At 65.2% G+C, this 22,414-nt stretch carries 20 protein-coding genes; 3 read left to right on the top strand and 17 right to left on the bottom strand.

What is annotated here, in order from left to right:
* Nucleotides 1-76 precede the first annotated feature (76 nt).
* Nucleotides 77-1,399, bottom strand: coding sequence for a Glu/Leu/Phe/Val family dehydrogenase (locus OKW43_RS30520; protein WP_187635868.1), 1,323 nt, complete (start codon nt 1,397-1,399; stop codon nt 77-79).
* A 162-nt stretch (nt 1,400-1,561) separates the two neighbouring features.
* Nucleotides 1,562-2,518, bottom strand: a complete 957-nt coding sequence (locus tag OKW43_RS30525) for a LysR family transcriptional regulator (RefSeq protein WP_187635867.1) — start codon at nt 2,516-2,518, stop codon at nt 1,562-1,564.
* Nucleotides 2,519-2,681: 163 nt separating this feature from the next.
* Between OKW43_RS30525 and purB the strand changes: the two genes are divergently transcribed.
* Nucleotides 2,682-4,070: an adenylosuccinate lyase gene (gene purB / locus OKW43_RS30530; protein WP_187635866.1), complete on the top strand. Its 1,389-nt coding sequence runs from the start codon at nt 2,682-2,684 to the stop codon at nt 4,068-4,070.
* A 98-nt stretch (nt 4,071-4,168) separates the two neighbouring features.
* Here the strand turns inward: purB and OKW43_RS30535 are convergent, their stop codons facing one another.
* The 4 genes from OKW43_RS30535 to edd all read right to left on the bottom strand — a co-directional run bounded on the left by OKW43_RS30535 (nt 4,169) and on the right by edd (nt 8,936).
* Nucleotides 4,169-4,663, bottom strand: a complete 495-nt coding sequence (locus OKW43_RS30535; protein ID WP_187635865.1) for a gluconokinase — start codon at nt 4,661-4,663, stop codon at nt 4,169-4,171.
* Nucleotides 4,664-4,673: 10 nt separating this feature from the next.
* On the bottom strand, nt 4,674-6,077 hold the full coding sequence (locus tag OKW43_RS30540; protein WP_429451519.1) for a GntP family permease: 1,404 nt from the start codon (nt 6,075-6,077) through the stop codon (nt 4,674-4,676).
* Between the two features lie 250 nt (nt 6,078-6,327).
* Nucleotides 6,328-6,969, bottom strand: coding sequence for a bifunctional 4-hydroxy-2-oxoglutarate aldolase/2-dehydro-3-deoxy-phosphogluconate aldolase (eda, locus tag OKW43_RS30545; RefSeq protein ID WP_429451521.1), 642 nt, complete (start codon nt 6,967-6,969; stop codon nt 6,328-6,330).
* Nucleotides 6,970-6,971: 2 nt separating this feature from the next.
* Nucleotides 6,972-8,936 carry a phosphogluconate dehydratase gene (gene edd / locus OKW43_RS30550; protein WP_429451523.1) on the bottom strand — a complete coding sequence of 655 codons (1,965 nt, stop codon included), beginning with the start codon at nt 8,934-8,936 and terminating at the stop codon, nt 6,972-6,974.
* A gap of 297 nt (nt 8,937-9,233) precedes the next feature.
* Here edd and OKW43_RS30555 point away from each other — a divergent pair, with 297 nt between their 5' ends.
* Entirely contained in the window at nt 9,234-10,079 is an 846-nt protein-coding gene (locus tag OKW43_RS30555; protein WP_187635861.1) for a MurR/RpiR family transcriptional regulator, read from the top strand.
* Between the two features lie 32 nt (nt 10,080-10,111).
* Here OKW43_RS30555 and OKW43_RS30560 read toward each other — a convergent pair whose 3' ends face one another.
* The 9 genes from OKW43_RS30560 to bamE form a co-directional block, all read right to left on the bottom strand.
* Nucleotides 10,112-10,528, bottom strand: coding sequence for a CopD family protein (locus OKW43_RS30560; RefSeq protein WP_429451525.1), 417 nt, complete (start codon nt 10,526-10,528; stop codon nt 10,112-10,114).
* A gap of 70 nt (nt 10,529-10,598) precedes the next feature.
* On the bottom strand, nt 10,599-11,870 hold the full coding sequence (locus OKW43_RS30565) for a glutamate-5-semialdehyde dehydrogenase (RefSeq protein WP_429451528.1): 1,272 nt from the start codon (nt 11,868-11,870) through the stop codon (nt 10,599-10,601).
* Between the two features lie 264 nt (nt 11,871-12,134).
* Nucleotides 12,135-13,262, bottom strand: a complete 1,128-nt coding sequence (gene holA / locus OKW43_RS30570) for a DNA polymerase III subunit delta (protein WP_429451530.1) — start codon at nt 13,260-13,262, stop codon at nt 12,135-12,137.
* A 54-nt stretch (nt 13,263-13,316) separates the two neighbouring features.
* Complete coding sequence (gene lptE / locus OKW43_RS30575) at nt 13,317-13,868, bottom strand: LPS assembly lipoprotein LptE (protein ID WP_187635858.1); 552 nt, start codon at nt 13,866-13,868, stop codon at nt 13,317-13,319.
* A gap of 88 nt (nt 13,869-13,956) precedes the next feature.
* On the bottom strand, nt 13,957-16,548 hold the full coding sequence (gene leuS / locus OKW43_RS30580) for a leucine--tRNA ligase (protein WP_187635857.1): 2,592 nt from the start codon (nt 16,546-16,548) through the stop codon (nt 13,957-13,959).
* Between the two features lie 184 nt (nt 16,549-16,732).
* Nucleotides 16,733-17,164, bottom strand: coding sequence for an ExbD/TolR family protein (locus tag OKW43_RS30585; protein ID WP_429451534.1), 432 nt, complete (start codon nt 17,162-17,164; stop codon nt 16,733-16,735).
* Nucleotides 17,165-17,258: 94 nt separating this feature from the next.
* Nucleotides 17,259-17,978, bottom strand: coding sequence for a MotA/TolQ/ExbB proton channel family protein (locus OKW43_RS30590; protein ID WP_187635855.1), 720 nt, complete (start codon nt 17,976-17,978; stop codon nt 17,259-17,261).
* Nucleotides 17,979-18,056: 78 nt separating this feature from the next.
* Nucleotides 18,057-18,854, bottom strand: coding sequence for a 4-hydroxy-tetrahydrodipicolinate reductase (gene dapB / locus OKW43_RS30595; protein ID WP_187635854.1), 798 nt, complete (start codon nt 18,852-18,854; stop codon nt 18,057-18,059).
* Nucleotides 18,855-19,203: 349 nt separating this feature from the next.
* Nucleotides 19,204-20,055, bottom strand: coding sequence for an outer membrane protein assembly factor BamE domain-containing protein (gene bamE, locus OKW43_RS30600; RefSeq protein WP_429451825.1), 852 nt, complete (start codon nt 20,053-20,055; stop codon nt 19,204-19,206).
* A gap of 152 nt (nt 20,056-20,207) precedes the next feature.
* Here bamE and fur point away from each other — a divergent pair, with 152 nt between their 5' ends.
* The gene (gene fur, locus OKW43_RS30605) at nt 20,208-20,636 is read left to right on the top strand and encodes a ferric iron uptake transcriptional regulator (RefSeq protein ID WP_027198845.1); all 429 of its coding nucleotides are present in this window, start codon (nt 20,208-20,210) and stop codon (nt 20,634-20,636) included.
* A 102-nt stretch (nt 20,637-20,738) separates the two neighbouring features.
* On the opposite strand, the gene OKW43_RS30610 is transcribed toward fur, so the two are convergent.
* Nucleotides 20,739-21,251, bottom strand: coding sequence for an ureidoglycolate lyase (locus OKW43_RS30610; protein WP_429451537.1), 513 nt, complete (start codon nt 21,249-21,251; stop codon nt 20,739-20,741).
* A gap of 27 nt (nt 21,252-21,278) precedes the next feature.
* Nucleotides 21,279-22,289, bottom strand: coding sequence for an allantoicase (gene alc / locus OKW43_RS30615; protein ID WP_429451540.1), 1,011 nt, complete (start codon nt 22,287-22,289; stop codon nt 21,279-21,281).
* Nucleotides 22,290-22,414 lie beyond the last annotated feature (125 nt).

Here is a 22,414-nt window from a genome sequence, read left to right on the forward strand (position 1 = left end):
ATTGCGGCGGTTGCGCCTCCCGGCCCGGAAACCGGGCCGCGCAACCGCCATTTCAAACAAGATAGGACAGAGTCGATCAGGGATACAAGCCACGCATTTCGCGCGCTTGCAAAATCCGCTTGCACGCGACGATGAACGCCGCCGTGCGCACCGACACGTTCTGCTCGCTCGACACCTGCCACACCGCCGCGAACGCTTCGCGCATCACGCGCTCGAGGCGCTCGTTGATCTCGTCCTCGGTCCAGAAGAAGCTCGAGAAGTCCTGCACCCATTCGAAATATGACACTGTCACACCGCCTGCATTCGCGACCACGTCCGGAATCACGAGGATGCCGCGATCGTGCAGGATGTCGTCGGCTGCCGTGGTGGTCGGGCCGTTCGCGCCTTCGACGATGATCTTCGTGTTGATCTTGCCGGCGTTCTTTTCGGTGATCTGATTTTCCAGCGCCGCCGGAATCAGGATGTCCGATTCGACCGTCCAGAACTCTTCGCTGGTGATCGCGTCAGCTTCGGCAAAGCCGCCGACGCCGCCCGTCTTCGCGACGTGAGCGAGCAAAGCGACCGCGTCGATGCCGGTGGACTTGTATACCGAGCCGGTATGGTCCTGCACCGCGACCACCTTCGCGCCCGCTTCCTGGAACAGACGCGCGGCGATGCCGCCGACGTTGCCGAAGCCCTGCACCGCAATACGCGCGCCTTCGATGTCGAAACCGATGCGGCGAGCCGCTTCACAGCCCACCACGAACACGCCGCGGCCGGTCGCCTCGCGACGGCCGAGCGAGCCGCCGAGCGTGATCGGCTTGCCTGTCACGACGCCAGTGGCCGTCTGGCCCTGATTCATCGAGTACGTATCCATCATCCACGCCATGATCTGCTCGTTCGTGTTCACGTCCGGCGCGGGAATGTCGGTATTCGGTCCGATGATGATGCCGATCTCGCTCGTATAGCGGCGCGTCACGCGCTCGAGCTCGCCACGCGACAGCGTGCGCGGATCGACACGGATGCCGCCTTTCGCGCCGCCGTACGGCACGTTCACCGCCGCGTTCTTCACCGACATCCACGCGGAAAGCGCCATCACTTCGGAGAGCGTAACGTCCTGGTGATAGCGCACGCCGCCCTTGCCCGGACCGCGCGACACGTTGTGCTGCACGCGATAGCCCTCGAAGTGGGCGACCGTGCCGTTATCGAGTTCGATGGGCACATCCACGATCAGAATGCGCTTCGGGCGCTTCAGGGTTTCAAGCCAGCGGGACAGCGAACCGAGATACGGCGCGACGCGGTCGACCTGACGCAGATAGTTGCCCCAGGGGCCGAGGTCTTCGCGATTGAGGTAGGACGGAATGGACTGCAACGTTGAGGCGGCCTGGATCGATTGTGCGGCTTCTTGCTGGGATGACATGAACGCTCCGGCGTTTGATCGAATACGGGCATTGTGGAAAATCGCCGTATTGAAATCCAATGCCGTTTCCTTATCTCATTATGTTTTTCTTGCATAACGTTCTGAAACGCGCAAATTCGCGTCGTCGCCACGCAGGTCCGAGCCTGAGTGTTGTGCCGCGTTTCAGGCGGCGCTCTGCCTGAGTGCCTCCGACACCACGTCCCATAACTGCCGCACGAGTAGCTGGCGGGCGTCGTCGCTTTTCGCGGCGAGCTTGTCGCGATACAGGCGAATCTCCATGCTGAGCGTTAGCTGCCCTTCGGGCGTGCCCCGCGTCGCGCGATCGAGGCGGATCAGCCGGCCTTCAGTCACCGCATCTTCGACCGCGCTATGCGGCAGGAACGCGACGCCGTGACCGGCGAGCGCCATCGCCTTGAGTCCCTCGGCCATGTCGGTTTCGTAGAGCCGGTCCAGGTACAGGCGCTGCGGCGCGTTCGCGAGAATCACCTCTGTCATGCGCCCGAGGTACGCGTTCGGCGTGTACGACAGATACGGCGCGGGCGCATCGGCCGAGCCCGGCAGCGTATGACGCGGCCGGCCCGCGCGGGCCGGCGCCGAGAACGGGCTGATCGGCTCGTGGCCAAGCGTCAGCATGTCGTAGCGTGCCGGGTCGAGCGCGACGGGGTGGCTCGGATGGTGATAGCCCATCATCAGATCGCAGCCGCCTTCCACCAGCGAGAGCGCCGCGTCATGCACGTTCAGCGCGCGCAGCCGCGTGTGGATCGGGCCCATCTGCGCCTCGATGCGCTGCAGCCAGCGCGGGAAGTACGTCAGCGACAGCGTGTGCGGGACCGCGAATTCGATCGTCGCCTGCGGCGTCGCCGTGTGGCCGCGCAGCAGCGCGCGCGCCTCGTGGAACTGCGACAGCATCGCGAGCGCCTGCTCGTTGAACACCTGGCCGGCCGCCGTGAGCCGCGTCGGATAAACAGAACGATCGATCAGTTCGGTGCCGAGCCACGCTTCGAGCGCCTGGATGCGGCGCGAGAAAGCGGGCTGCGTGACGTGGCGCAATTCGGCCGAGCGGCTGAAGCTACGCGTTTCCGCGAGCGAAATGAAGTCTTCGAGCCATTTCAGTTCCATGCGATTGCGCTTGCCGGCGAGAGGGAAGAAGTCTGCATTCTAGCGGCGCGAGCTGCGGCCGGCGTATCCGGGCGGCCGCATCGGATCGCAGTGGTAAAATCCACGGTTCCCTCCGTTTCCGATCCGCTCGCCGAGCGCTCAACGCCTCAACCCGGTCCTCATCATGTCCGACACCCGCCCCGACACCCTGTTCGCGCTGAACGCGCTCTCCCCGCTCGACGGCCGCTATGCCGCCAAAACCGAAGCCTTGCGCGACTGGCTCTCGGAAGCCGCCTTCATGCGCAATCGCGTGACGGTCGAAATCCACTGGCTGATCGCGCTGTCGCGCGCCGGTTTCGCCGAAGTGCCGCGCTTCTCCGACGCGTCCGAGCAGTTCCTGCTGCAACTGGCCGAGCGCTTCACCGCGCACGATGCCGCGCGCATCAAGGAAATCGAGCGTGTGACGAACCACGACGTGAAGGCCGTCGAATACTGGCTGAAGGAATCGGTGAAGGGTCAGCAAGAACTGGAGCGCGCGAGCGAGTTCATCCACTTCGCGTGCACGTCGGAAGACATCAACAACACCTCGCACGGCCTGATGCTCGCCGGCGCGCGCGAACACGTGATCCTGCCGGCGCTGCGCTCGGTGCATCAACGCCTCGTCGCGCTCGCGCACGCGCAGGCCGCCCAGCCGATGCTGTCGCGCACGCACGGCCAGCCGGCCAGCCCGACCACGCTCGGAAAGGAAATCGCCAACGTCGCCGCGCGTCTCGCGCGGGCGATCGAGCGTATCGCGAAGGTCGAGCTGCTCGGCAAGATGAACGGCGCGGTCGGCAACTTCAACGCGCACCTGTCCGCGTATCCGGAGTTCGACTGGGAAGCGTTCTCGAAGGACGTCGTCGAGAACCGTCTGAAGCTCACGTTCAATCCGTACACGATCCAGATCGAGCCGCACGACTACATGGCCGAGCTGTTCGACGCGATCTCGCGCGCGAACACGATCCTGCTGGATCTGGACCGCGACGTGTGGGGCTACATCTCGCTCGGCTATTTCAAGCAGCGCACCAAGGCCGGCGAAATCGGCTCGTCGACGATGCCGCACAAGGTCAACCCGATCGACTTCGAAAACTCCGAAGGCAACCTCGGCCTCGCGAACGCGACGCTGCGCCATCTCGCCGACAAGCTGCCGGTGTCGCGCTGGCAGCGTGACCTGACCGATTCGACGGTGTTGCGCAACATCGGCGTCGCGTTCGGCTACTCGCTGCTCGCGTACGACTCGCTGATCCGCGGCATCGACAAGCTCGAAGTGAACGCGCAGCGTCTGAACGACGACCTCGACAACTGCTGGGAAGTGCTGGCCGAGCCGGTGCAGACCGTGATGCGCCGTTACGGCATCGAGAATCCGTATGAGCAGCTGAAGGAGCTGACGCGCGGCAAGGGCATCACGCGCGAGGCACTGCAGAGCTTCATCGGCGGCCTGGCGATTCCGCAGGACGCGAAGGACCGTCTGCTCGCGATGACACCCGGCTCGTACATCGGCAAAGCCGCCGAGCTGGCGAAGCGGATCGGCTGATCCGCGGGCCCAGCTTCAGCGCGCAAAAAAGCCGCTCCGAGGAGCGGCTTTTTTTCGTCCCGCGTTCGAAGCTGGAACGCGGATCAATCAAAGAAGACTCAGCGCGCTTCGACCTGCTTGAGCACCTGGTCGACGATCTGCTCCGGCGTCAGCTCGATGCTGACCGTGACCGCCTCATCGTCACCGGGCTCCTCGAGCGTATCGAGCTGGCTTTGCAGCAGCGACGGATCGAAGAAATGCCCGGTGCGATGCCCGAGACGCTCCGCGAGCACCTCGCGCGAACCCTTCAGGTAGACGAAGCACACGTCCTTGTCGCCGTCGCGCAGTACATCGCGATACGAGCGCTTCAGCGACGAGCACGTGAACACCGCCGTCTCGCCCGCCTTCTGCTTTTCCTCGATCGCCGCGCGGATCGTCTTCAGCCACGGCCAGCGGTCTTCATCGGTGAGCGGGATGCCGTGGTGCATCTTCTCCTTGTTCGCCGCGCTATGGAACGCGTCGCCGTCGGTGAACGTGCAATGCAGGCGCTCAGCCAGCATTTCGCCAATCCTCGTCTTGCCGGCGCCCGACACGCCCATTGCGATCAGAATCATTTGAAACTCCTTACAGGACCGCCGCGAGTGCGAAGGTCAGGCCCAGCCCCATCAGCGAGATGATGGTTTCGAGGAGCGACCACGTCTTGAAGGTCTGCCCCACCGTCATACCGAAATATTCCTTGATCAGCCAGAAGCCGCCGTCGTTCACGTGCGAGAAGATCAGCGAGCCCGAGCCGGTCGCGAGCACCATCAGTTCCGGCTTCACCTGCACCGCGCCCGCCGCTGCGATCGGCGCGACGATGCCGCAGGCGGTCGTCATCGCGACGGTGGCCGAACCGGTCGCGAGACGGATCATCGCCGCGACGAGCCAGCCGAACAGCAGCGGCGACAGATGCACCGCGGTCGCCACGTTGGTGATTTCCTTCGAAATGCCGCTATCCATCAGCACGCGGCCAAAACCGCCGCCCGCACCGACGATCAGTGTAATACCGGCGATCGGCGCCAGACATTCGCCGCAGAACTTCTGGATCTGCTCGCGCGTAAAGCCGCGGCTCGCGCCGAAGGTCCAGAAGCTGACCAGCACGGCCGTCAGCAGCGCGACGTCGGTGTTGCCGAAGAAGCGCAGCAGATCGTTCGGCAGAGTCTTCGGCGCGAACACCAGGTCGGCCCAACTGCCGACCAGCATCAGCACCACCGGCAACAGGATCGTCACCAGCGTGATGCCGAAGCCCGGCAGTTCACGCTTCGGTGCGGCGGCCTTCGCGGCGTTACCACTTTGCACGCCGTTGGCGTCCTTCACGTCGCTACCCAGAAACTGCGCGGCAAGCGGATTTTCCTTCGGCAACTGGATATGGCGGCTCACCAGCAGCGCGAACAGCGGACCGGCGACGATCGCGCACGGCACGCCGACGATCAGACCGTAGGCGATCGTCTTGCCGATGTCCGCGTGATACGCCTGCACGGCCAGCAGCGCGGCCGGGTGCGGCGGAATCAGCCCGTGCACGACGGACAGACCCGCGACCATCGGCAGCCCGACCAGCAGCAGCGACTTGTTGGTGCGCCTGGCGACGTTGAACGCGATCGGAATCAGCAGCACGAAGCCGACTTCGAAGAACACCGGCAAGCCGACGATGATCGCGACGACCATCATCGCCCAGTGAATGTGCTTCTCACCAAACCAGTTGATCAGCGTGGTCGCGACGCGTTCGGCGCCGCCCGATTCGGCCATCATCTTGCCGAGCATCGTGCCGAGACCGACCACGACGGCAATGTGCCCCAGCGTGTTGCCGTTACCCGTTTCGAACGATTTGACGATGGTCTGCATCGGCATGCCGGCCACGAGGCCCAGCAGCAATGAGACGATGATCAGGACGAGAAACGGATAGACCTTTAAGCGCGTGATCATGAAGATCAGCAACGCGATCGCGATTAACGCGTAGACCAGCAGCATGCTGCCGTGGACAGCTTCCATGAAGCTCCTCCTTTAAATTATTGATTTCTGAGTGCGGACGCGGCCGCGACTTCGCCTCACGGCAACCTGCGCGATGCCTGACAATCCGGCTAGCCGCGCGGACGCTGAATTTTACTGTCTGTTTCCCGAAAGCGCGCGCAAATCCACCACGCATATCAAGTAAAAAGGAGCCTCGGCGCGACAGCCTGATGCGGCTGTATCGACGAGACTCCTTTTGTTCGGTTCAATTGACCGATGCGCTGTCGCGGGTTTAGTGCGCGGGCGCCGCCAGTTGGCTCGCGGCGCGCGCGAGGCGCGTGACCTCATCCCAGTTCTGCGCGGCGAGCGCGGACTTCGGCGTGAGCCACGAACCGCCGACGCAGACCACGTTCGGTAGCGCCAGGAAATGCGGCGCGCTTTCCGCCGTAATGCCACCGGTCGGGCAGAACTTCAGCGCCGGGAACGGCCCGTGGAACGCCTGCAACATCGGCACGCCGCCCGCCTGCTGAGCCGGGAAGAACTTGACGATTTCGTAGCCGAGCTCGAGCGCGAGGATGATGTCCGACGGCGTCATCACGCCGGGCAACAGCGGCAGACCCGCGTCCTGCGCGGCCTGGTGCATGTCCTTGGTCAGACCCGGCGACACGCCGAATTGCGCGCCCACTTTCTTCGCCTGCGCGCAATGCTCGGGCTTCGTGATCGTGCCGACACCGACCACGATGTCGTCAGCGAGCTCGCACGCACGCTCGATCGCGCCAAGGCCCGCCGGCGTGCGCAGCGTGATTTCGAGCACCTTCACGCCGCCCGCGTGCAACGCGCGCGACACGTGTTCGCCCTGTTCGACCGTTTCGAACGCGAGCACCGGAATCACCGGGCCGAGGCGCACGATATCGCTTACTGTTTTCGACGTCATAGTCAGACTCCTTGTTTCTGCAGCGCCGCGCCGGTTTGCGCGGTGCTCGTGTGATGGTCGCTGCGTTGATGGCCGGGCTTGTCACCGTGCTGGTGGTGGCTGCCGTGGCCGTGCTGGCCGTCAGCCGCGCCGCCTTCGCCGACCAGCTTGCCGAACACCGACGCGCCCTGCTCCGCCGGCGCCGCCGCCGCGCGGAACACGCCGAACAGCTCGCGGCCGAAGCCGACTTCGTTGTCCGCTTGATGCAGCGGTTCGGCATGAGGACGCGCCGCCCATTCGGCCTCGTCGATCTCGACGTCGAGCACGCCGGCTTCGGCGTCGATCACCAGCATGTCACCGGTGCGGATCTTGCCGATCGGGCCTTGCAGCAACGCCTCCGGCGACAGATGAATCACCGCCGGCACCTTGCCCGACGCGCCCGACATGCGGCCGTCGGTCACCAGCGCGACATGGAAACCCTGATCCTGCAACACGCCGAGCAGCGGCGTCAAACGATGCAGCTCGGGCATGCCGTTTGCACGGGCGCCCTGGAAGCGCACCACCGCGATGAAGTCGCGCTTGAGTTCGCCCTTGTCGAACGCTTCCTGCACCGCTTCCTGTGAATCGAACACGATTGCCGGCGCCTGTACCTTGCGATGCTGCGCCGCGACCGCCGAAATCTTGATCACGCCGCGGCCGAGCTTGCCCTGCATCAGGCGCAGGCCGCCGTCCGGCTGGAACGGTACCTTGATGCCGCGCAGCACCGCGGTGTCCGCGCTCGCCTCGACGCCCGCCACCCATTGCAGCTTGCCGTCGAGCAGCTTCGGCTCCTCGGTGTAGCGCTTCAGGCCCTTGCCCGCGACCGTATTGACGTCTTCATGCAGCAGACCGCCTTCGAGCAGATTGCGCACGAGAAACGCTACGCCGCCCGCCGCGTGGAAGTGGTTCACGTCGGCCTTGCCGTTCGGATAGATCTTCGCGAGCAGCGGCACTGCCTGCGACAGCGCATCGAAGTCGTCCCAGTCGATCACGATGCCGGCCGCGCGCGCGATCGCGACGAGGTGCAGCGTGTGATTGGTCGAGCCGCCGGTTGCCAGCAGCGCGACGATGCCGTTGACGATCGCCCTCTCGTCGACCACATGGCCGATCGGCATGTAGTGGCCGCGCTCGACCGTCAGATCGAGCACGCGGCGCGCGGCCTGCGCGGTCAGCGCGTCGCGCAGCGGCGTGTGCGGATGCACGAAGGCCGAGCCCGGCAGATGCAGGCCCATCACTTCCATTAGCATCTGGTTGCTGTTCGCGGTGCCGTAGAACGTGCAGGTGCCGTGGCTGTGATAGGCGGCCGCTTCCGCTTCGAGCAGCGCGTCGCGGCCGCACTGGCCGGTCGCGAACTGTTGCCGCGTCTTGGCCTTGTCGTCGTTCGACAGGCCGCTCGCCATCGGACCGGCCGGCACGAAGATGGTCGGCAGGTGGCCGAACTGCAGCGCGCCGATCAGCAGGCCCGGCACGATCTTGTCGCAGATGCCGAGGCACAGCGCCGCGTCGAACATGTTGTGCGTGAGCGCGACGGCAGTGCTCATCGCAATCACTTCGCGCGAGAACAGCGACAGCTCCATGCCCGCGTTGCCCTGCGTGATGCCGTCGCACATCGCCGGCACGCCGCCCGCGAATTGCGCGACGCCACCGTTCTCGCGTGCGGCCTGCTTGATGATGTCCGGGTAGTTTTTGTACGGCGCGTGCGCCGACAGCATCTCGTTGTATGACGACACGATGCCGATGTTCGGCTCGCGGATCTGCTTGATCACGAGCTTGTCGTTGCCTTCGAGGCCGGCGAAACCGTGAGCGAGATTCGCGCAGGACAACGCGCCACGTGCCGGGAAGCGCCCTTGCGCATGTTGGATACGGGCCAGATACGCTTCACGCGTGGGCTTGCTGCGCTCGATCACGCGTTGCGTGACCTTCAACAATTGCGAATGCGGGGAAACCATCGGAGCTCCTTCGTCGCTGGGGGCGGCGCACGCATGACGCCAGGCGGTTTTGCGGGTTGGGTTATCGAACGACGACCATCTTAGTAGAAAAACTACACGCCAGCAACGATGAGTTCTGCTGCGGCGCCGCATCGCATGAAGCGCCGAATCGCCCTATCGACGGTGCTTCAACGCTTTGCATCGAAAACTTAGGGAATACACCTACTCATCGATATGTAGTTTTTGTACCTAGCTTTTGTGCGCCAACGACCAATCGGATATAGTCCACACGTTCTTCAGCATAGTGCGAGTTTTCCGATGATGCTGTCTCAAGTGGAAGAGATGCGCGACCAGTTGCGCCCGTCCGAGCGCAAGCTGGCCGATTACGTGATCGAGGCGCCGCGCGAGGTGCTTGATCTGTCGATGACCGAAGTGGCCGCGCGCGCGGGCGTGAGTCAGCCGACCATCGCGCGCTTCTGTCATGCGCTCGGTTTTTCCGGCTTTCGTGAATTCAAGATCCGCCTCGCGCAGGGCATCGCCAGCGAAGTGCCCGCCGTCTATCGCGACGTGCGGCCCGACGAGCCGACGCCGGGCGTCGCCGCGAAAGTGCTCGACCGGACGATCGGCGCGCTGATTCAGGTGCGCAACAATCTGTCGTCGGATAGCGTCGCGGCGGCGATCGACATACTCGCGCAGGCCAAGCGCATCGAGTTCTACGGCGCGGGTGGCTCGGGCATCGCCGCGCTCGACGTGCAGCACAAGTTCTTTCGCCTCGGCATGCCGAGTGTCGCGTATTCGGACCCGCATACGTTTCTGATGTCGGCCGCGCTGCTCGGGCCCGGGGATGTAGTCGTTGCGATCTCCAACACGGGCCGCACGCGCGACATCATCGATGCCGCGAAGGCCGCGCTGAACGCGGGCGCAAAGGTGATCGCGATCACGCACGGCAACTCGCCGCTTGCGCGGCTCGCGACCGTGGGCCTCTTTGCGAACGTCGACGAAGACACCGACATTTTTTCGCCGATGACCTCGCGGGTGTCGCATCTGGCGATCGGCGACATTCTGGCGGTCGGCGTCGCGCTGAGCCGCGGGCCCGAACTCGTGGAGAAGCTCGCGCAGACCAAGGAAGTGATTCACCGGCGGCGGGTGGATTCGCAGCGGTGACATGCTGCGCCGCGCTGAACGCCGTCAGCCGCTCAGAACGGCTTGATCACCACCAGCGCGACCGCGGCGAGCATACCGAGCACCGGTAGCTCGTTGAACATCCGATACCACTTGTCCGACCGGCGATTCTCGCCGCGCTCGAAGCTGCGCAGCAGCACGCCGCAATACGCGTGATAGATGACGAGCAGCACGACCACGCCGACCTTCGCGTGAATCCAGCCCTGCCCGCTGCCGATGCCGATCACGAGCCACAACCACAGGCCGCACGCGATCGCGGGAACAGCGATGAAGCTCATGAAGCGGAACAGCTTGCGTGCCATCAGCAGAAGACGCGCCGTCGCGGCGGGTTCCGTTTCCATCGCCAGATTGACGAAGATGCGCGGCAGATAGAACAGGCCGGCAAACCAGGAAGCAATCAACACGATGTGAAACGTCTTTACCCAGAGCATCGGCGGGTCCTTGTGGTCCTTGTTGTCCTTGTTGTTATGGCGCTGCCTGTTGCGGCGCTTCGGTTCGTGCTTATTGACGGCCTTCGCCGTGACCGAGCACGACGTACTTCAGCGACGTCAGCCCTTCGAGGCCGACCGGGCCGCGCGCGTGCAGCTTGTCGTTCGAAATGCCGATCTCGGCGCCGAGGCCGAACTCGAAGCCGTCCGCGAAACGCGTCGACGCGTTGACCATCACGCTTGCCGAATCGACTTCGCGCAGGAAGCGCATCGCGCGGTCGTGGTCTTCGGTGACGATCGCGTCGGTATGCTGCGAGCTGTACATGTTGATGTGCTCGATCGCCGCATCGATGCCGTCGACCACCTTGATCGCGAGCACCGGCGCGAGATATTCGGTGCGCCAGTCTTCCTCGGTCGCATCGACGAGCGGACCGACGCCCGCATCGGCCAGCACCGCGCGCGCCGCCGCATCGACGCGCAGCTCGACGTCCTTCCCGCGATACAGCTTGCCCAGCGGCGCCAGCACTTCGGCCGCAATACCGCGCGCGACCAGCAACGTCTCCATCGTGTTGCAGGTGCCGTAGCGGTGCGTTTTCGCGTTGTCGCAGACGTTCAGCGCCTTGGCCAGGTCCGCGCGATCGTCGACATAGACATGGCAGATGCCGTCGAGGTGCTTGATCATCGGCACGCGCGCTTCGTTCATCAGACGCTCGATCAGACTCTTGCCGCCGCGCGGCACGATCACATCGACGTACTCGGTCATCGTGATCAGCTTGCCAACCGCCGCGCGGTCCGACGTCGCGACCACCAGCACCGCGTCCTGCGGCAGACCGGCCGCTTCGAGGCCCTCGCCGATCAGCTTCGCGAGCGCGGTATTGCATTCGAGCGCTTCGGAGCCGCCGCGCAAAATCGTCGCGTTGCCGGACTTCAGGCACAGCGCGGCCGCGTCGATCGTCACGTTCGGGCGCGATTCGTAGATGATGCCGATCACGCCGAGCGGCACGCGCATCTGGCCGACCTGGATGCCGCTCGGCCGATACTTCAGATTGCTGATTTCGCCGATCGGATCGGCCAGCGCGGCGACCTGGCGCAGGCCTTCGACCATCGTTTTCAGCGCCTTGTCGGACAGCGTCAAACGGTCGATGAACGCGGCATCGTGGCCCTTGCCGCGGGCGCGTTCGAGGTCGCGCGCATTGGCCGCTTTCAGCAGATCGGCATCGCGCTCGATAGCCTCGGCGACGGCCGCAAGCGCCGCATTCTTCGCGGCGGTCGACGCCCGCGCCATCGCGCGCGAAGCCTGGCGGGCGCGCTGGCCGAGGTCGGTCATGTACTGGTCGATATCCATGGTCATTCTCGTGATGCCCCGCACGTTGGCGTGCGGTGGTCGGGCAAGATTAGCGAAAGATCAAACGATTGTAAGTCGGGTACCGGGGCTTTGCTCGCACGCGGGCGGCGGGTGCGCAGTGCTGTCACGGGTTCGCCGATGCGTTTGGTTCGGCGCGTGGCACGCGAAACACGCTGGTCTGTATGTGTGGAACGACTGGCAGTTGGTACACGATTGCTCGCGTCAACCACTGCTTCGACGCTCGCGCGAATCAGCCGTGCCGCTTCAGACTGGCCGCCGCGCTGGCGCCGCCGTTGGCGCCCGAGGTCGCGGCGGCGGCACTGGCGACGCTGCCGACGGTTTCGGCGCGGCCACCGTCATGGCGAGTTCGAACAGGCCGTCCCACGGATCGGGCGGCGGATCATTGCGATGATTGCCCGGTGTGCCGCCCGACAACCCCTTCACCTGCCGGTCGAGCCGCGCCGCCAGCGCGAGCGCCTTCTCGAGCGCCGCTTCGCTGACACGCGACAGCGCCGGCCCGATCAGCCGCTCACGCGGACCCCACACGCGGTTCTCGCGCGTGAGCATCGCGAGCGGCTTGCCGGCCGCGACGCCGCGCTTGATCCGCAGTAGCGTGCGTACTTCCTCGACGACGGCCCACAGCACCAGCACCGCGGCCTCGCCTTCGCCGTGCAGCCCGTCGAGCATGCGCGCGAGACGGCCGACATCGCCCGCGAGCATCGCCTCGTTGAGCTTGAAAACGTCGTAACGCGCGACGTTGAGCACCGCGTCCTGCACCTGATCGAAGCTCAGCGAGCCGGCCGGATACAGCAGCCCGAGCTTCTGGATTTCCTGATGCGCGGCGAGCAGATTGCCCTCGACGCGCTCGGCGATGAAGGCGAGCGCACGCCGCCCTTCCTCGCCCGCGGCGACCCGCTGACCCTGGGCCGCGAGCCGCTGCCCGACCCAGTTCGGCAGCTGCGCGCGCTCGACCGGATCGATTTTGAGCGCGGCGCCCGCGTCGGCGAGCGCGGTGAACCATGCCGACTTCTGCGTGGCCGCATCGAGGCGCGGCAGCGTGATCATCGTCAGCACGTCGTCGTTGACGGTCGATGCGAGCGCCTTCAGCGCATCGGCGCCTTCCTTGCCCGGCTTACCCGACGGAATGCGCAACTCGACCAGCTGACGGTCACCGAACAGCGACATCGACTGGCTCGCGCCGAGCAGCGAGCTCCAGTCGAAACCGCGCTCGACCGTGAACACCGAGCGGTCGGTGAAACCGGCCGCGCGCGCCGCCGCGCGGATGCGGTCGCACGCTTCCTGCGCGAGCAGGTGCTCGTCGCCGTACACGACGTACAGCCCGGCGAGGCCTTTGGCAAGATGCGCTTCGAGCGCGTCAGGTCGCAGTTGCATGGCTGGCGGTTGACCGGGTGGATGAGATTCGACGCATCACGAACGGCGCGATGCTCACAGCGGCGGCGGCGGCAACGGCGCGCGCGGCGCGATGGCCGGCACGGCCTCGGCCGGCGTCGGATGCAGCGAGCGCACCACGCCGAGACGGCGGATCAGCTGATCGACCGCGTCGTTTTCCATGTCGGCGAACAGGATGTCGGACTCGGCGGCCTTCGCCTGCGAGAACTGGTCGCTATAGGTCATCGCGCGGTTCAGCGCGATCACGCTGCCCGGAATCAGCACAGTGCCGTCCTTGCCGGTCAGCGTGTAGGTCATCTGCAGGTTCAGCTGATACTCGGCGACGACGCCCAGCGAATTCAGCGTCAACGTGCTGACGTTGCGGTTCTGCGTGATCTGCAGGAGCGCGTCGGCGTTGGCTGGCGAGCTGACCACCACGGTGTCGCTGCCGCCCTGCACCATGCGCGTGAAGCGCGCGACGGCCGCGGGCGAGCCGCCCGCCACGTAGAGGCGCTTGAACGCGTAGTCCTGCTGGCCGCGCAACTGGAAGCCACAGGCCGACAACATCATTACGCTGCAAGCGAGCGTCAAAAACGATCTGCGAGTCACATTCGCTCCTGGTTCGCAGTGGATTCGCGGTGCCGAGGAACGCCGCCGGGCGGGCGGCGCTCCATCTGCCGGATGAAGGCTTGGAACGTCAAACGACCACGTTCACGAGACGGCCCGGCACCACGATGATCTTCTTCGCCGCCTTGCCTTCGCTGAACTTCGCGACCATTTCGTGCGCGGCCGCTTGCTGCTCGATCGCTTCGCGAGACGCGTCCTTCGCGACCGTGATCGCGCCGCGCACCTTGCCGTTCACCTGCAGCACGAGTTCGATCTCGGCCTGTTCGAGCGCCTTCTCGTCGACCTTCGGCCACGGCGCGTCGAGCAGCGGGCCGAATTCCTCCGCGTAGCCGAGCTCCTGCCACAGCTGGAAAGTGAGGTGCGGCACGACCGGGTACAGCACGCGCAGCATCACGCCGTAGGTTTCGCGCAGCACGGCGCTCTGCGCACCCTTCGCGCCGTCGAGCGCGTTGAGCATCTTCATCGCGGCCGACACCACCGTGTTGTACTGCAAACGCTGATAGTCGAAGTCGGCCTGCTTCAGCACGCTGTAGATCTCGCGACGCAGCGTCTTGTCGGCGTCGTTGAGCTGAGCAGCGTCGAACCGCCCGCCCGCGCGCAGCGCGGCTTCGTTCGTGTAGCCGAAGTTCCACACGCGACGCAGGAAGCGGCTCGCGCCTTCGACGCCGGAACCCGACCACTCGAGCTGCTGCTCGGGCGGTGCCGCGAACATCACGAACAGACGCGCGGTGTCCGCGCCATGCTGATCGATCAGCATTTGCGGATCGACACCGTTGTTCTTCGACTTCGACATCTTTTCGACGCCGCCCAGCACGACCGGCTGGCTGTCCGCGTTCAGCACCCCGCCGACCGGACGGCCCTTGTCGTCGAACGACACGGTGACGTCAGCCGGGTTGTACCAGGTCTTCTTGCCCGCTTCGTTTTCGCGGTAGTAGGTTTCGTTGAGCACCATGCCCTGCGTGAGCAGGTTTTTGGCCGGCTCGCCGAACTTCACGAGACCGAGGTCGCGCATCACCTTCGCCCAGAAGCGCGAGTACAGCAGGTGCAGGATCGCGTGCTCGATGCCGCCGATGTACTGATCCATCGGCGCCCAGTAGTCGGTGCGCTCGTCGACCATCGTCTTCGCATCTGGCGACGCGTAGCGGTAGAAGTACCACGACGAATCGACGAAGGTGTCCATCGTGTCGGTTTCGCGCTTCGCCGCGCCGCCGCAGTTCGGGCACGTGCAGTTCAGGAACGCCCCGGACTTCGCGAGCGGATTGCCCGTGCCGTCCGGCACGAGGTCTTCCGGCAACACGACCGGCAGATCCTTTTCCGGCACCGGCACGTCGCCGCACTTCGGGCAGTGGATGATCGGAATCGGCGTGCCCCAATAACGCTGGCGCGACACGCCCCAGTCACGCAGGCGCCACGTGATCTGCTTGTCGCCGAGGCCCAGTTCCTTGAGATCGGCGGCGATGCAGTCTACTGCTTCGTCGTACGCGAGGCCGTCGTACTTGCCGCTGTTCACCAGCGTGCCGGCCTTCTCGCCGTACCACTCCGCCCAGGCCTGCGTCGAAAATTCCTTGCCTTCGACCGCCACCACCTGCTTGACCGGCAGACCGTACTTCTTCACGAACGCGAAATCGCGTTCGTCGTGCGCCGGCACGCCCATCACCGCGCCTTCGCCGTAACTCATCAGCACGTAGTTGCCGATCCACACCTCGACCTTCTCTCGCGTCAACGGATGCGTGACGTAGAAGCCGGTGGCCATGCCTTTCTTTTCCATCGTCGCGACGTCGGCTTCGGCGACGCCGCCGCGCTTGCATTCGTCGATGAACGCCTGCAGTTCCGGCTTGTCTTGCACGAGACGCGTGGCGAGCGGATGCTCGGCGGCGATCGCGCAGAACGTGACGCCCATGATCGTGTCGGCGCGCGTCGTGAACACGCGCAGCAGCTTCTGTTCGCCGTCGATTTCGTACGGGAAGCCGAAGTTCACGCCGAAGCTCTTGCCGATCCAGTTCTGCTGCATGATCTTCACGCGCTCGGGCCAGCCGAGACCTTCGAGATCGTTCAACAGTTCATCCGCGTACTGGGTGATGCGCATGTAGTACATCGGGATTTCGCGCTTTTCGACGAGCGCGCCGGAGCGCCAGCCGCGCCCGTCGATCACCTGCTCGTTCGCGAGCACGGTCTGGTCGACCGGGTCCCAGTTCACGGTGCCGGTTTTCTTGTACGCGATGCCTTTTTCGAGCATCTTCAGAAACAGCCACTGGTTCCACTTGTAGTAGTCGGGACTGCACGTCGCGACTTCGCGCGACCAGTCGATCGCGAGGCCCATCGACTGCATCTGCTTCTTCATGTAAGCGATGTTGTCGTAGGTCCACTTCGCGGGCGGCACGTTGTTGGCCATCGCGGCATTTTCCGCCGGCATGCCGAAGGCGTCCCAACCCATCGGCATCAACACGTTGTAGCCGTTCATCCGCAGATAGCGGTACATCACGTCGTTGATCGTGTAGTTGCGCACGTGCCCCATGTGCAGCTTGCCCGACGGATACGGCAGCATCGAAACGCAGTAGAACTTGGGTTTTTCGGTGGTTTCCGTCGTCTGATAGGCGTCGATGGCGCGCCATTGCCCTTGCGCGGCGGCTTCGACGTCGGAGGGAACGTATTTTTCGTGCATGGTGTGATGGGATCGCTAGGTTCGGTGCTTTCGCACCGGCCTGGTGCTCTGCAGAATGTCGTTGCATCGTTTCCCCTTCGGCGGGGAAAGGGCTGATTATACCGTTCGCGGACGGGTGCGCCGCGCGGCGTAGTGCGGCGCTGGGTAGGCCAGATTCGTGAGCGCGGTGCACGCCCGGCGGCGCTCAGTGCTGCGCGGCGGGCGGCGGCGGGTCCGTCACGAAGCCGATCCGCTCGAGCCCCGCCTGCTGCGCGGCGCCCATCACCTGCGCGATCACTTCGTAGCGCGTCGAGCGCTCCGCGCGCAGCTGGATGTCGGGCTGGTCCGCCTGCTTGCCGGCTTCGGCGAATTGCGCGCGCATCTGCGCGAGCGTGATCGGCTTGCCGTTCCAGTAGAGCCGGCCGGCGCCGTCGATGGAAAGCGAGATGGTTTGCGGGGTCTGGCGCGAGGGCGCCGCCGCGACCTTCGGCAGATCGAGCCGAATCGCGTGCGAGAACAGCGGCGCGGTAATGATGAAGATCACCAGCAGCACCAGCATCACGTCGATCAGCGGCGTCATGTTGATTTCGGCCATCGGCGCGGCCGTCTGCTTCTTCTCGAGTCCGCCGAATGCCATGTCCCGTCCTTACGTCTGAGCTTGCCTGTGCGATGAGCGGTGTGCCGTGTGTCGGGGTGTGTCGCGATGCGCCGAGCCTGCTGTGCGTGACACGTCAGCGGTGCGCCTCGTGCGCCGCCTGCTGCGCGCGCGGCGCCGTCGGCGCGTGTTCGGCCGGGGCGCAGACGTACGCATGCAGATCGTGCGCGAAGCCGTCCAGTTCCTCGGACAATTGCCGCACGAGGCGGCCCAGTACGTTGTACGCGAGCACCGCTGGAATCGCGACCACCAGACCGAATGCCGTCATGATCAGCGCCTCGCCGACCGGTCCCGCGACGTTCTCGATCTGCGCCTGCCCGCTCGCCGCGATGCTGCCGAGCGCGTGATAGATACCCCACACGGTGCCGAGCAGACCGACGAACGGCGCGGTGCTGCCAACCGACGCAAGCAGCACCTGACCGAACTCGAGCCGCCGCTGCGACGCGTTGAGCGCCTGACGCAGCGCGCGCAGCACCCGTTCACTGCGCTCGACGCGCGCGAGCAGCGCGCCTGGAATGTCGACCTCGGCCGCATTGAGCGCCGCTTCGGCGAGCGGCGCGAACACGCGCTCGCGGTCGATACGGCGCAGTACGGCGACGCCTTCGGCGAGCGTCGGCGCCTGCCAGAAGCGCGCGATCGCCCGCGTGGACTGGCGCTTCGCGCGCGTCAGAATCCAGCTTTTGACGATCAGAAAGCACCAGCTCGCAATCGACATGGCCAGCAGCACATAGGCGACGCCATGCGTGATCGCGTCACTCGTTTGCAGGTAATGGATGATTCCGCTGCTGCCTGCCATCTGACCTCGCCGTGGGAAAGTGACTTCGGGAGGGCGCGCTCAGGATGCGCCGCCCCGCCTATGCGCAACGGGCCTTGCTCAACGCAGTCCGAGCACGTCCTGCATGTCGAAGAAGCCGTTGTCGTGGCCTTCGAGGAAGCGTACAGCACGAAGCGCACCTTGTGCATATGACAGCCGGCTCGCCGATTTGTGCGTGATCTCGATGCGCTCGCCGATGCCCGCGAACAGCACCGTATGATCGCCGACGATGTCGCCGCCGCGAATCGCCGAAAAGCCGATCGTCGACGGATCGCGCTCTCCGGTCACGCCTTCGCGGCCGTAGACCGCGCAGTCGTCGAGATTACGGCCGAGCGCGTTGGCGATCACTTCGCCCATCGTCAGCGCGGTGCCGGACGGCGCGTCGACCTTGTGACGATGATGCGCCTCGATGATCTCGATGTCGTAGCCGGTCGAAAAGTGCCGCGCCGCGTATTCGAGCAGCTTCAGCGTGACGTTCACGCCGACGCTCATGTTCGACGCGAACACGATGCCGATCTTCTGCGCCGCCGCGCGCATCTGCGATTTTTGCGCGTTGTCGAAGCCGGTCGTGCCGATCACCATTTTCACGTCGTGGCGCTGCGCAGCCTCGAGATGCGCGAGCGTCGCGTCGGGGCGCGTGAAGTCGATCAGGTAGTCGGATTCGGCGAACACACGCTCGATGTCGTCGGACAGCGGCACGCCGGTCTGTTTGCCGAGGAATGCGCCGGCGTCCTGACCGAGCTGCGCCGCACCCGTGCGGCACAGCGCGCCGGACAGCGTCGCGTCGGCATCGTTGAGGACGGTTTCGATCAGCATGGGGCCCATACGGCCCGATGCGCCTGCAATGGCAATTTTCATGACGATGAGGATTCGAAAAGAGTCGACCGGGATGGAGCCCGGCAAACGCGGCCCGGCGAATGCACCGACCAGTGTGCCGGGGAATGCGTCCCGTCGATATAGGGACAAGCGGCGGCGGGCGGCAAAATCCGGCGGCAAAACCAGCCGGCTCGCTCCCGGAGCCGATGTGGGCGGCCGCCCGTGATGGCTCGCTCAGGTGTGCGACTGAAGCGCTGCGGCGGCCCACTGCGGCAACACATCAAGCGGCCCAGGCAGCGCATTTCCGGCCTCACCTGGCGCCGGACAAACCCACAACCTGCGGGCGCCGCACACGTGGCGCGCAGCCGGCCTCACAGCCCCGACATGCAGATCAGTTGCTCGTTCCCGACGTCGACGGCGAGCCGTTCGGCGTCGCGTTGCCGCTGCTTTGCGAGCCCGTCGGTCCGACCGGGTTGCTCTCGTTGTCCGGAGCCGGCGGCGGAGGACGCTTGAACTGGAACTGCGGCTGGCCACCGGACGTCGGACCTTGAGTCGGAATTCCGCCGGCGTTCGCTCTCGGCACGCCCGAACGCACGGACGGCGCGCCCTTCGAGGTCGACACCGCGCTCGTCGCGCGATTGGCGGCCTGGGCGGCTTCCGCGTTGGCGTCCATGGACGGCGTCGCGGCCTGCTGCGCGCCTTCGACCGACGGCGAGCGCGTCGTATCCACCGTGGCCGGGGCCGCGGCGGCAGCGGCTGCGCTGGCGGCGGCTGCGTCGCTGGCGGCCACGGCGTGGGCGGCCTCGGCCGCGCTCGCCGCGCGCGGCGGCGTCGCGTTCGGGCGGCGGCCACTACGGTCGCCGTCGATTTCAGCCAGCAATTCGAGATTGGTCGGCAGATCCTCGCCGCCCGTCCAGTGGGTCACGATGTCACCCGAGAAGAACACGACGAAGTCGCGCTGCTGAACGATCGACGTGTTGCCGCGCTTGAAATAGAACACGTAATCCCAGCGATCCGCGTGGAACATGTCAGTCAACAGCGGCGTGCCGAGCACCTGGCGCACCTGCGGGCGCGACATGCCGACCTTCATCTGGTCGGCCATTTCCTGCGACACGAAGTTACCTTGCACGACCGTAATCCGATACGGCGTAATGCGTTGGGCAACGCGCTGCGTCAGGCTGTCGTACGTGGAACATCCGGCAAGAACCGCGACAGTCGCAACAGCGATCAAGGTACCCCGCATGCGGCTCCCCCGGTAGATCAATTGAGATTTAGAAATCATTTCACTCACCGTGCGGGCCCGCTTGCGGGCCACGCTCATTCCATCGAAAATGACCTGAACGGCAAAACACATTACTATGAGAGCCCAGCATTGTACTCTAGGGATCCCTTGTCATGACCAATCCAACCGATCTCAAGAATATCGGGCTCAAGGCGACCCTTCCGCGCCTCAAAATCCTTGAGATTTTCCAGCATAGCCCGGTGCGTCACCTGACCGCCGAAGACGTATACCGCAACCTGCTGCACGAGGAACTCGATATCGGTCTCGCCACCGTGTATCGCGTGCTGACGCAATTCGAGCAGGCCGGCCTGCTGTCGCGCAGCAATTTCGAATCGGGCAAGGCGGTGTTCGAGCTGAACGAAGGGACGCACCACGACCATCTGGTGTGCCTCGATTGCGGGCTGGTCGAAGAATTTTTCGACCCCGAGATCGAAAGCCGACAGCAGTCCATTGCCAAGGCACGCGGCTTCAAGCTGCAGGAACACGCGCTGGCACTGTATGGGGCGTGCACGAAGGAGAATTGCCCGCATCGCAAGCACTGATGCGTGGCGGGTCGCATCGGAGCATGCGGCCTGGCAAGTCGGAAAAGACCCGGCCGATGAGGATCGTCCGGGTCTTTTTAATTCAGGCGGCCGCACGCACCGCTAGCCGATCAACTCCACGCGCGGCTCGAATGCAAGCCGCCACGGCTCGGCCAACTGCAGTTCGTCGCAATTCGGCGTGTCGCCGCCGCGATCGACGACGATGAAATCGCTGACCTGATCCAGCGCGAGCAGCGGATGGTGCCAGACCCCTTTCGCGTAATTGACGCCCTGCCACGCGTCGGTCCAGAACGCGCGCATCCGTGCGGGATCGAACTCGCCGGCCGGCGCGACCACCACCAGGTAGCGGCCCGCGCGTAATGGAATGAAAGCCTGACTGCCGAGCGGATGCCGCTCCATCATCGTGATCTCGACGGGCAGCGCGCGCGGCTGCGCGCGAAACAGGTTGACGAGCGGCCGGCCGCCCTGCTCCATCACGTCGACGTGCGCCAGGTCGTGATAACGCTCGGTCGTACCGCCGTTGATCGGAAAATGACGCGCGCCCTCGAGTTCGAGCACGTCGCCGAACGGCGCGAACGCCGCGCGCGTCAGGCGTTCCATCTGCAGGCTCTTCATGCGTGCCGCTCCATTACGTTGCTTGTGTTAAACGATCTCGCCCCACAGACGCAGGCGCGACACGCCGCCGTCCGGGAAGATGTTGAAGCGCACGTGCGTGACCGGCCCGAGCGAGCCGATATCGTCCGTGAACGTGTGCACGTGGTCCATCTGCAGCTTCTGTTCGCCGAGCAGCACCGGCCAGAACATCGCCTGCGTGACGAGGGAATCGTCGGTGCCGCCGGTCACAGATGCCGCCTGTAGCGAGCAGCGGTCCGGGAAGTTGCCCTTGAAGTGCGCGGTGTCCACTTCGATCTTGCGGATCACGCCGGGCCGCGCCAGCGCGACGATCGCCCAGTCGTTGCCCGGCTCGCGACGCCGCCGCGTTTCCCAGCCGTCGCCCATGTTCACGCCACGCCCCGGCATCAGCATCTGCGAGGCCGGACCGAAATGCTGGTTGTTCGCGGCGACGAGGTACGCGCCGTTTTCGATCGCGGCGAGGTCGAGCAACGCGCCGCGCTCGACGCGGCCCCAATCGCGCTGCGGCTGGCCGTACACGCGCAGTCGCGCGAGCCCGCCGTCCGGATAAAGATTCACGCGCAGATGGGTGACCGGGCGCGCGTCTTTCACCTCGACGTAATGATGCTGGTTGCCCTGAAGCGTCGTGGCCGGCACCAGCGGCTGCCAGTCGGCGTGGTCGGGCGGCACGTCGGCGTCGCTATGGCAGGCGTCGATCGACGCGGCCGGCGGGAAATTGCCGGTGAAGTGGTTCGTATCGAGATCGACGCCATGCACGACGCCCGGCCGCGCGAGGCGGATCACGCAATAGTCGTGGCCGGTCGTGCGCTTGCGACGCGTTTCCCAGCCGTCCATCCACTTGCCGTGGTCGTCGTATTTGCCGGGGATGAACACCGCCGGCTGCGGCTCGAGCATGCGCTCTTTCGGCGCGAAGAATTCGTCGCTGGCGAACAGCGCTTTCGCGCCGAGGCGCGGATCGGCGAGGTTCATGTAGCGGCGTGTGAAGGCGGGAGCGTTCGGGTCGAGGATCGGATTGGCCATGATGTCGGTCAGTGTCGAAGAGGTCGGAAACAGCCGATGGCGCCACGGCATCCGTCGGCTTGGGAAAAGAGCTCGAGAGCTGTCTGAAACGATGCCGGTTGGTCCAGTCAGACCAGAGCCGGCGC

It is taken from the genome of Paraburkholderia sp. WC7.3g (genome assembly GCF_050436345.1).
In the GTDB taxonomy this organism is placed as follows: Bacteria; Pseudomonadota; Gammaproteobacteria; order Burkholderiales; family Burkholderiaceae; genus Paraburkholderia; species Paraburkholderia podalyriae.

What these genes read in the sequence shown, in the direction of transcription:
- OKW43_RS30520 (WP_187635868.1), bottom strand. Translation starts at nt 1,399, where the DNA reads ATGTCATCCCAGCAAGAAGCCGCACAATCGATCCAGGCCGCCTCAACG.
- OKW43_RS30525 (WP_187635867.1), bottom strand. Translation starts at nt 2,518, where the DNA reads ATGGAACTGAAATGGCTCGAAGACTTCATTTCGCTCGCGGAAACGCGT.
- purB (WP_187635866.1), top strand. Translation starts at nt 2,682, where the DNA reads ATGTCCGACACCCGCCCCGACACCCTGTTCGCGCTGAACGCGCTCTCC.
- OKW43_RS30535 (WP_187635865.1), bottom strand. Translation starts at nt 4,663, where the DNA reads ATGATTCTGATCGCAATGGGCGTGTCGGGCGCCGGCAAGACGAGGATT.
- OKW43_RS30540 (WP_429451519.1), bottom strand. Translation starts at nt 6,077, where the DNA reads ATGGAAGCTGTCCACGGCAGCATGCTGCTGGTCTACGCGTTAATCGCG.
- eda (WP_429451521.1), bottom strand. Translation starts at nt 6,969, where the DNA reads ATGACGTCGAAAACAGTAAGCGATATCGTGCGCCTCGGCCCGGTGATT.
- edd (WP_429451523.1), bottom strand. Translation starts at nt 8,936, where the DNA reads ATGGTTTCCCCGCATTCGCAATTGTTGAAGGTCACGCAACGCGTGATC.
- OKW43_RS30555 (WP_187635861.1), top strand. Translation starts at nt 9,234, where the DNA reads ATGATGCTGTCTCAAGTGGAAGAGATGCGCGACCAGTTGCGCCCGTCC.
- OKW43_RS30560 (WP_429451525.1), bottom strand. Translation starts at nt 10,528, where the DNA reads ATGCTCTGGGTAAAGACGTTTCACATCGTGTTGATTGCTTCCTGGTTT.
- OKW43_RS30565 (WP_429451528.1), bottom strand. Translation starts at nt 11,870, where the DNA reads ATGGATATCGACCAGTACATGACCGACCTCGGCCAGCGCGCCCGCCAG.
- holA (WP_429451530.1), bottom strand. Translation starts at nt 13,262, where the DNA reads ATGCAACTGCGACCTGACGCGCTCGAAGCGCATCTTGCCAAAGGCCTC.
- leuS (WP_187635857.1), bottom strand. Translation starts at nt 16,548, where the DNA reads ATGCACGAAAAATACGTTCCCTCCGACGTCGAAGCCGCCGCGCAAGGG.
- OKW43_RS30585 (WP_429451534.1), bottom strand. Translation starts at nt 17,164, where the DNA reads ATGGCATTCGGCGGACTCGAGAAGAAGCAGACGGCCGCGCCGATGGCC.
- OKW43_RS30590 (WP_187635855.1), bottom strand. Translation starts at nt 17,978, where the DNA reads ATGGCAGGCAGCAGCGGAATCATCCATTACCTGCAAACGAGTGACGCG.
- dapB (WP_187635854.1), bottom strand. Translation starts at nt 18,854, where the DNA reads ATGAAAATTGCCATTGCAGGCGCATCGGGCCGTATGGGCCCCATGCTG.
- bamE (WP_429451825.1), bottom strand. Translation starts at nt 20,055, where the DNA reads ATGCGGGGTACCTTGATCGCTGTTGCGACTGTCGCGGTTCTTGCCGGA.
- fur (WP_027198845.1), top strand. Translation starts at nt 20,208, where the DNA reads ATGACCAATCCAACCGATCTCAAGAATATCGGGCTCAAGGCGACCCTT.
- OKW43_RS30610 (WP_429451537.1), bottom strand. Translation starts at nt 21,251, where the DNA reads ATGAAGAGCCTGCAGATGGAACGCCTGACGCGCGCGGCGTTCGCGCCG.
- alc (WP_429451540.1), bottom strand. Translation starts at nt 22,289, where the DNA reads ATGGCCAATCCGATCCTCGACCCGAACGCTCCCGCCTTCACACGCCGC.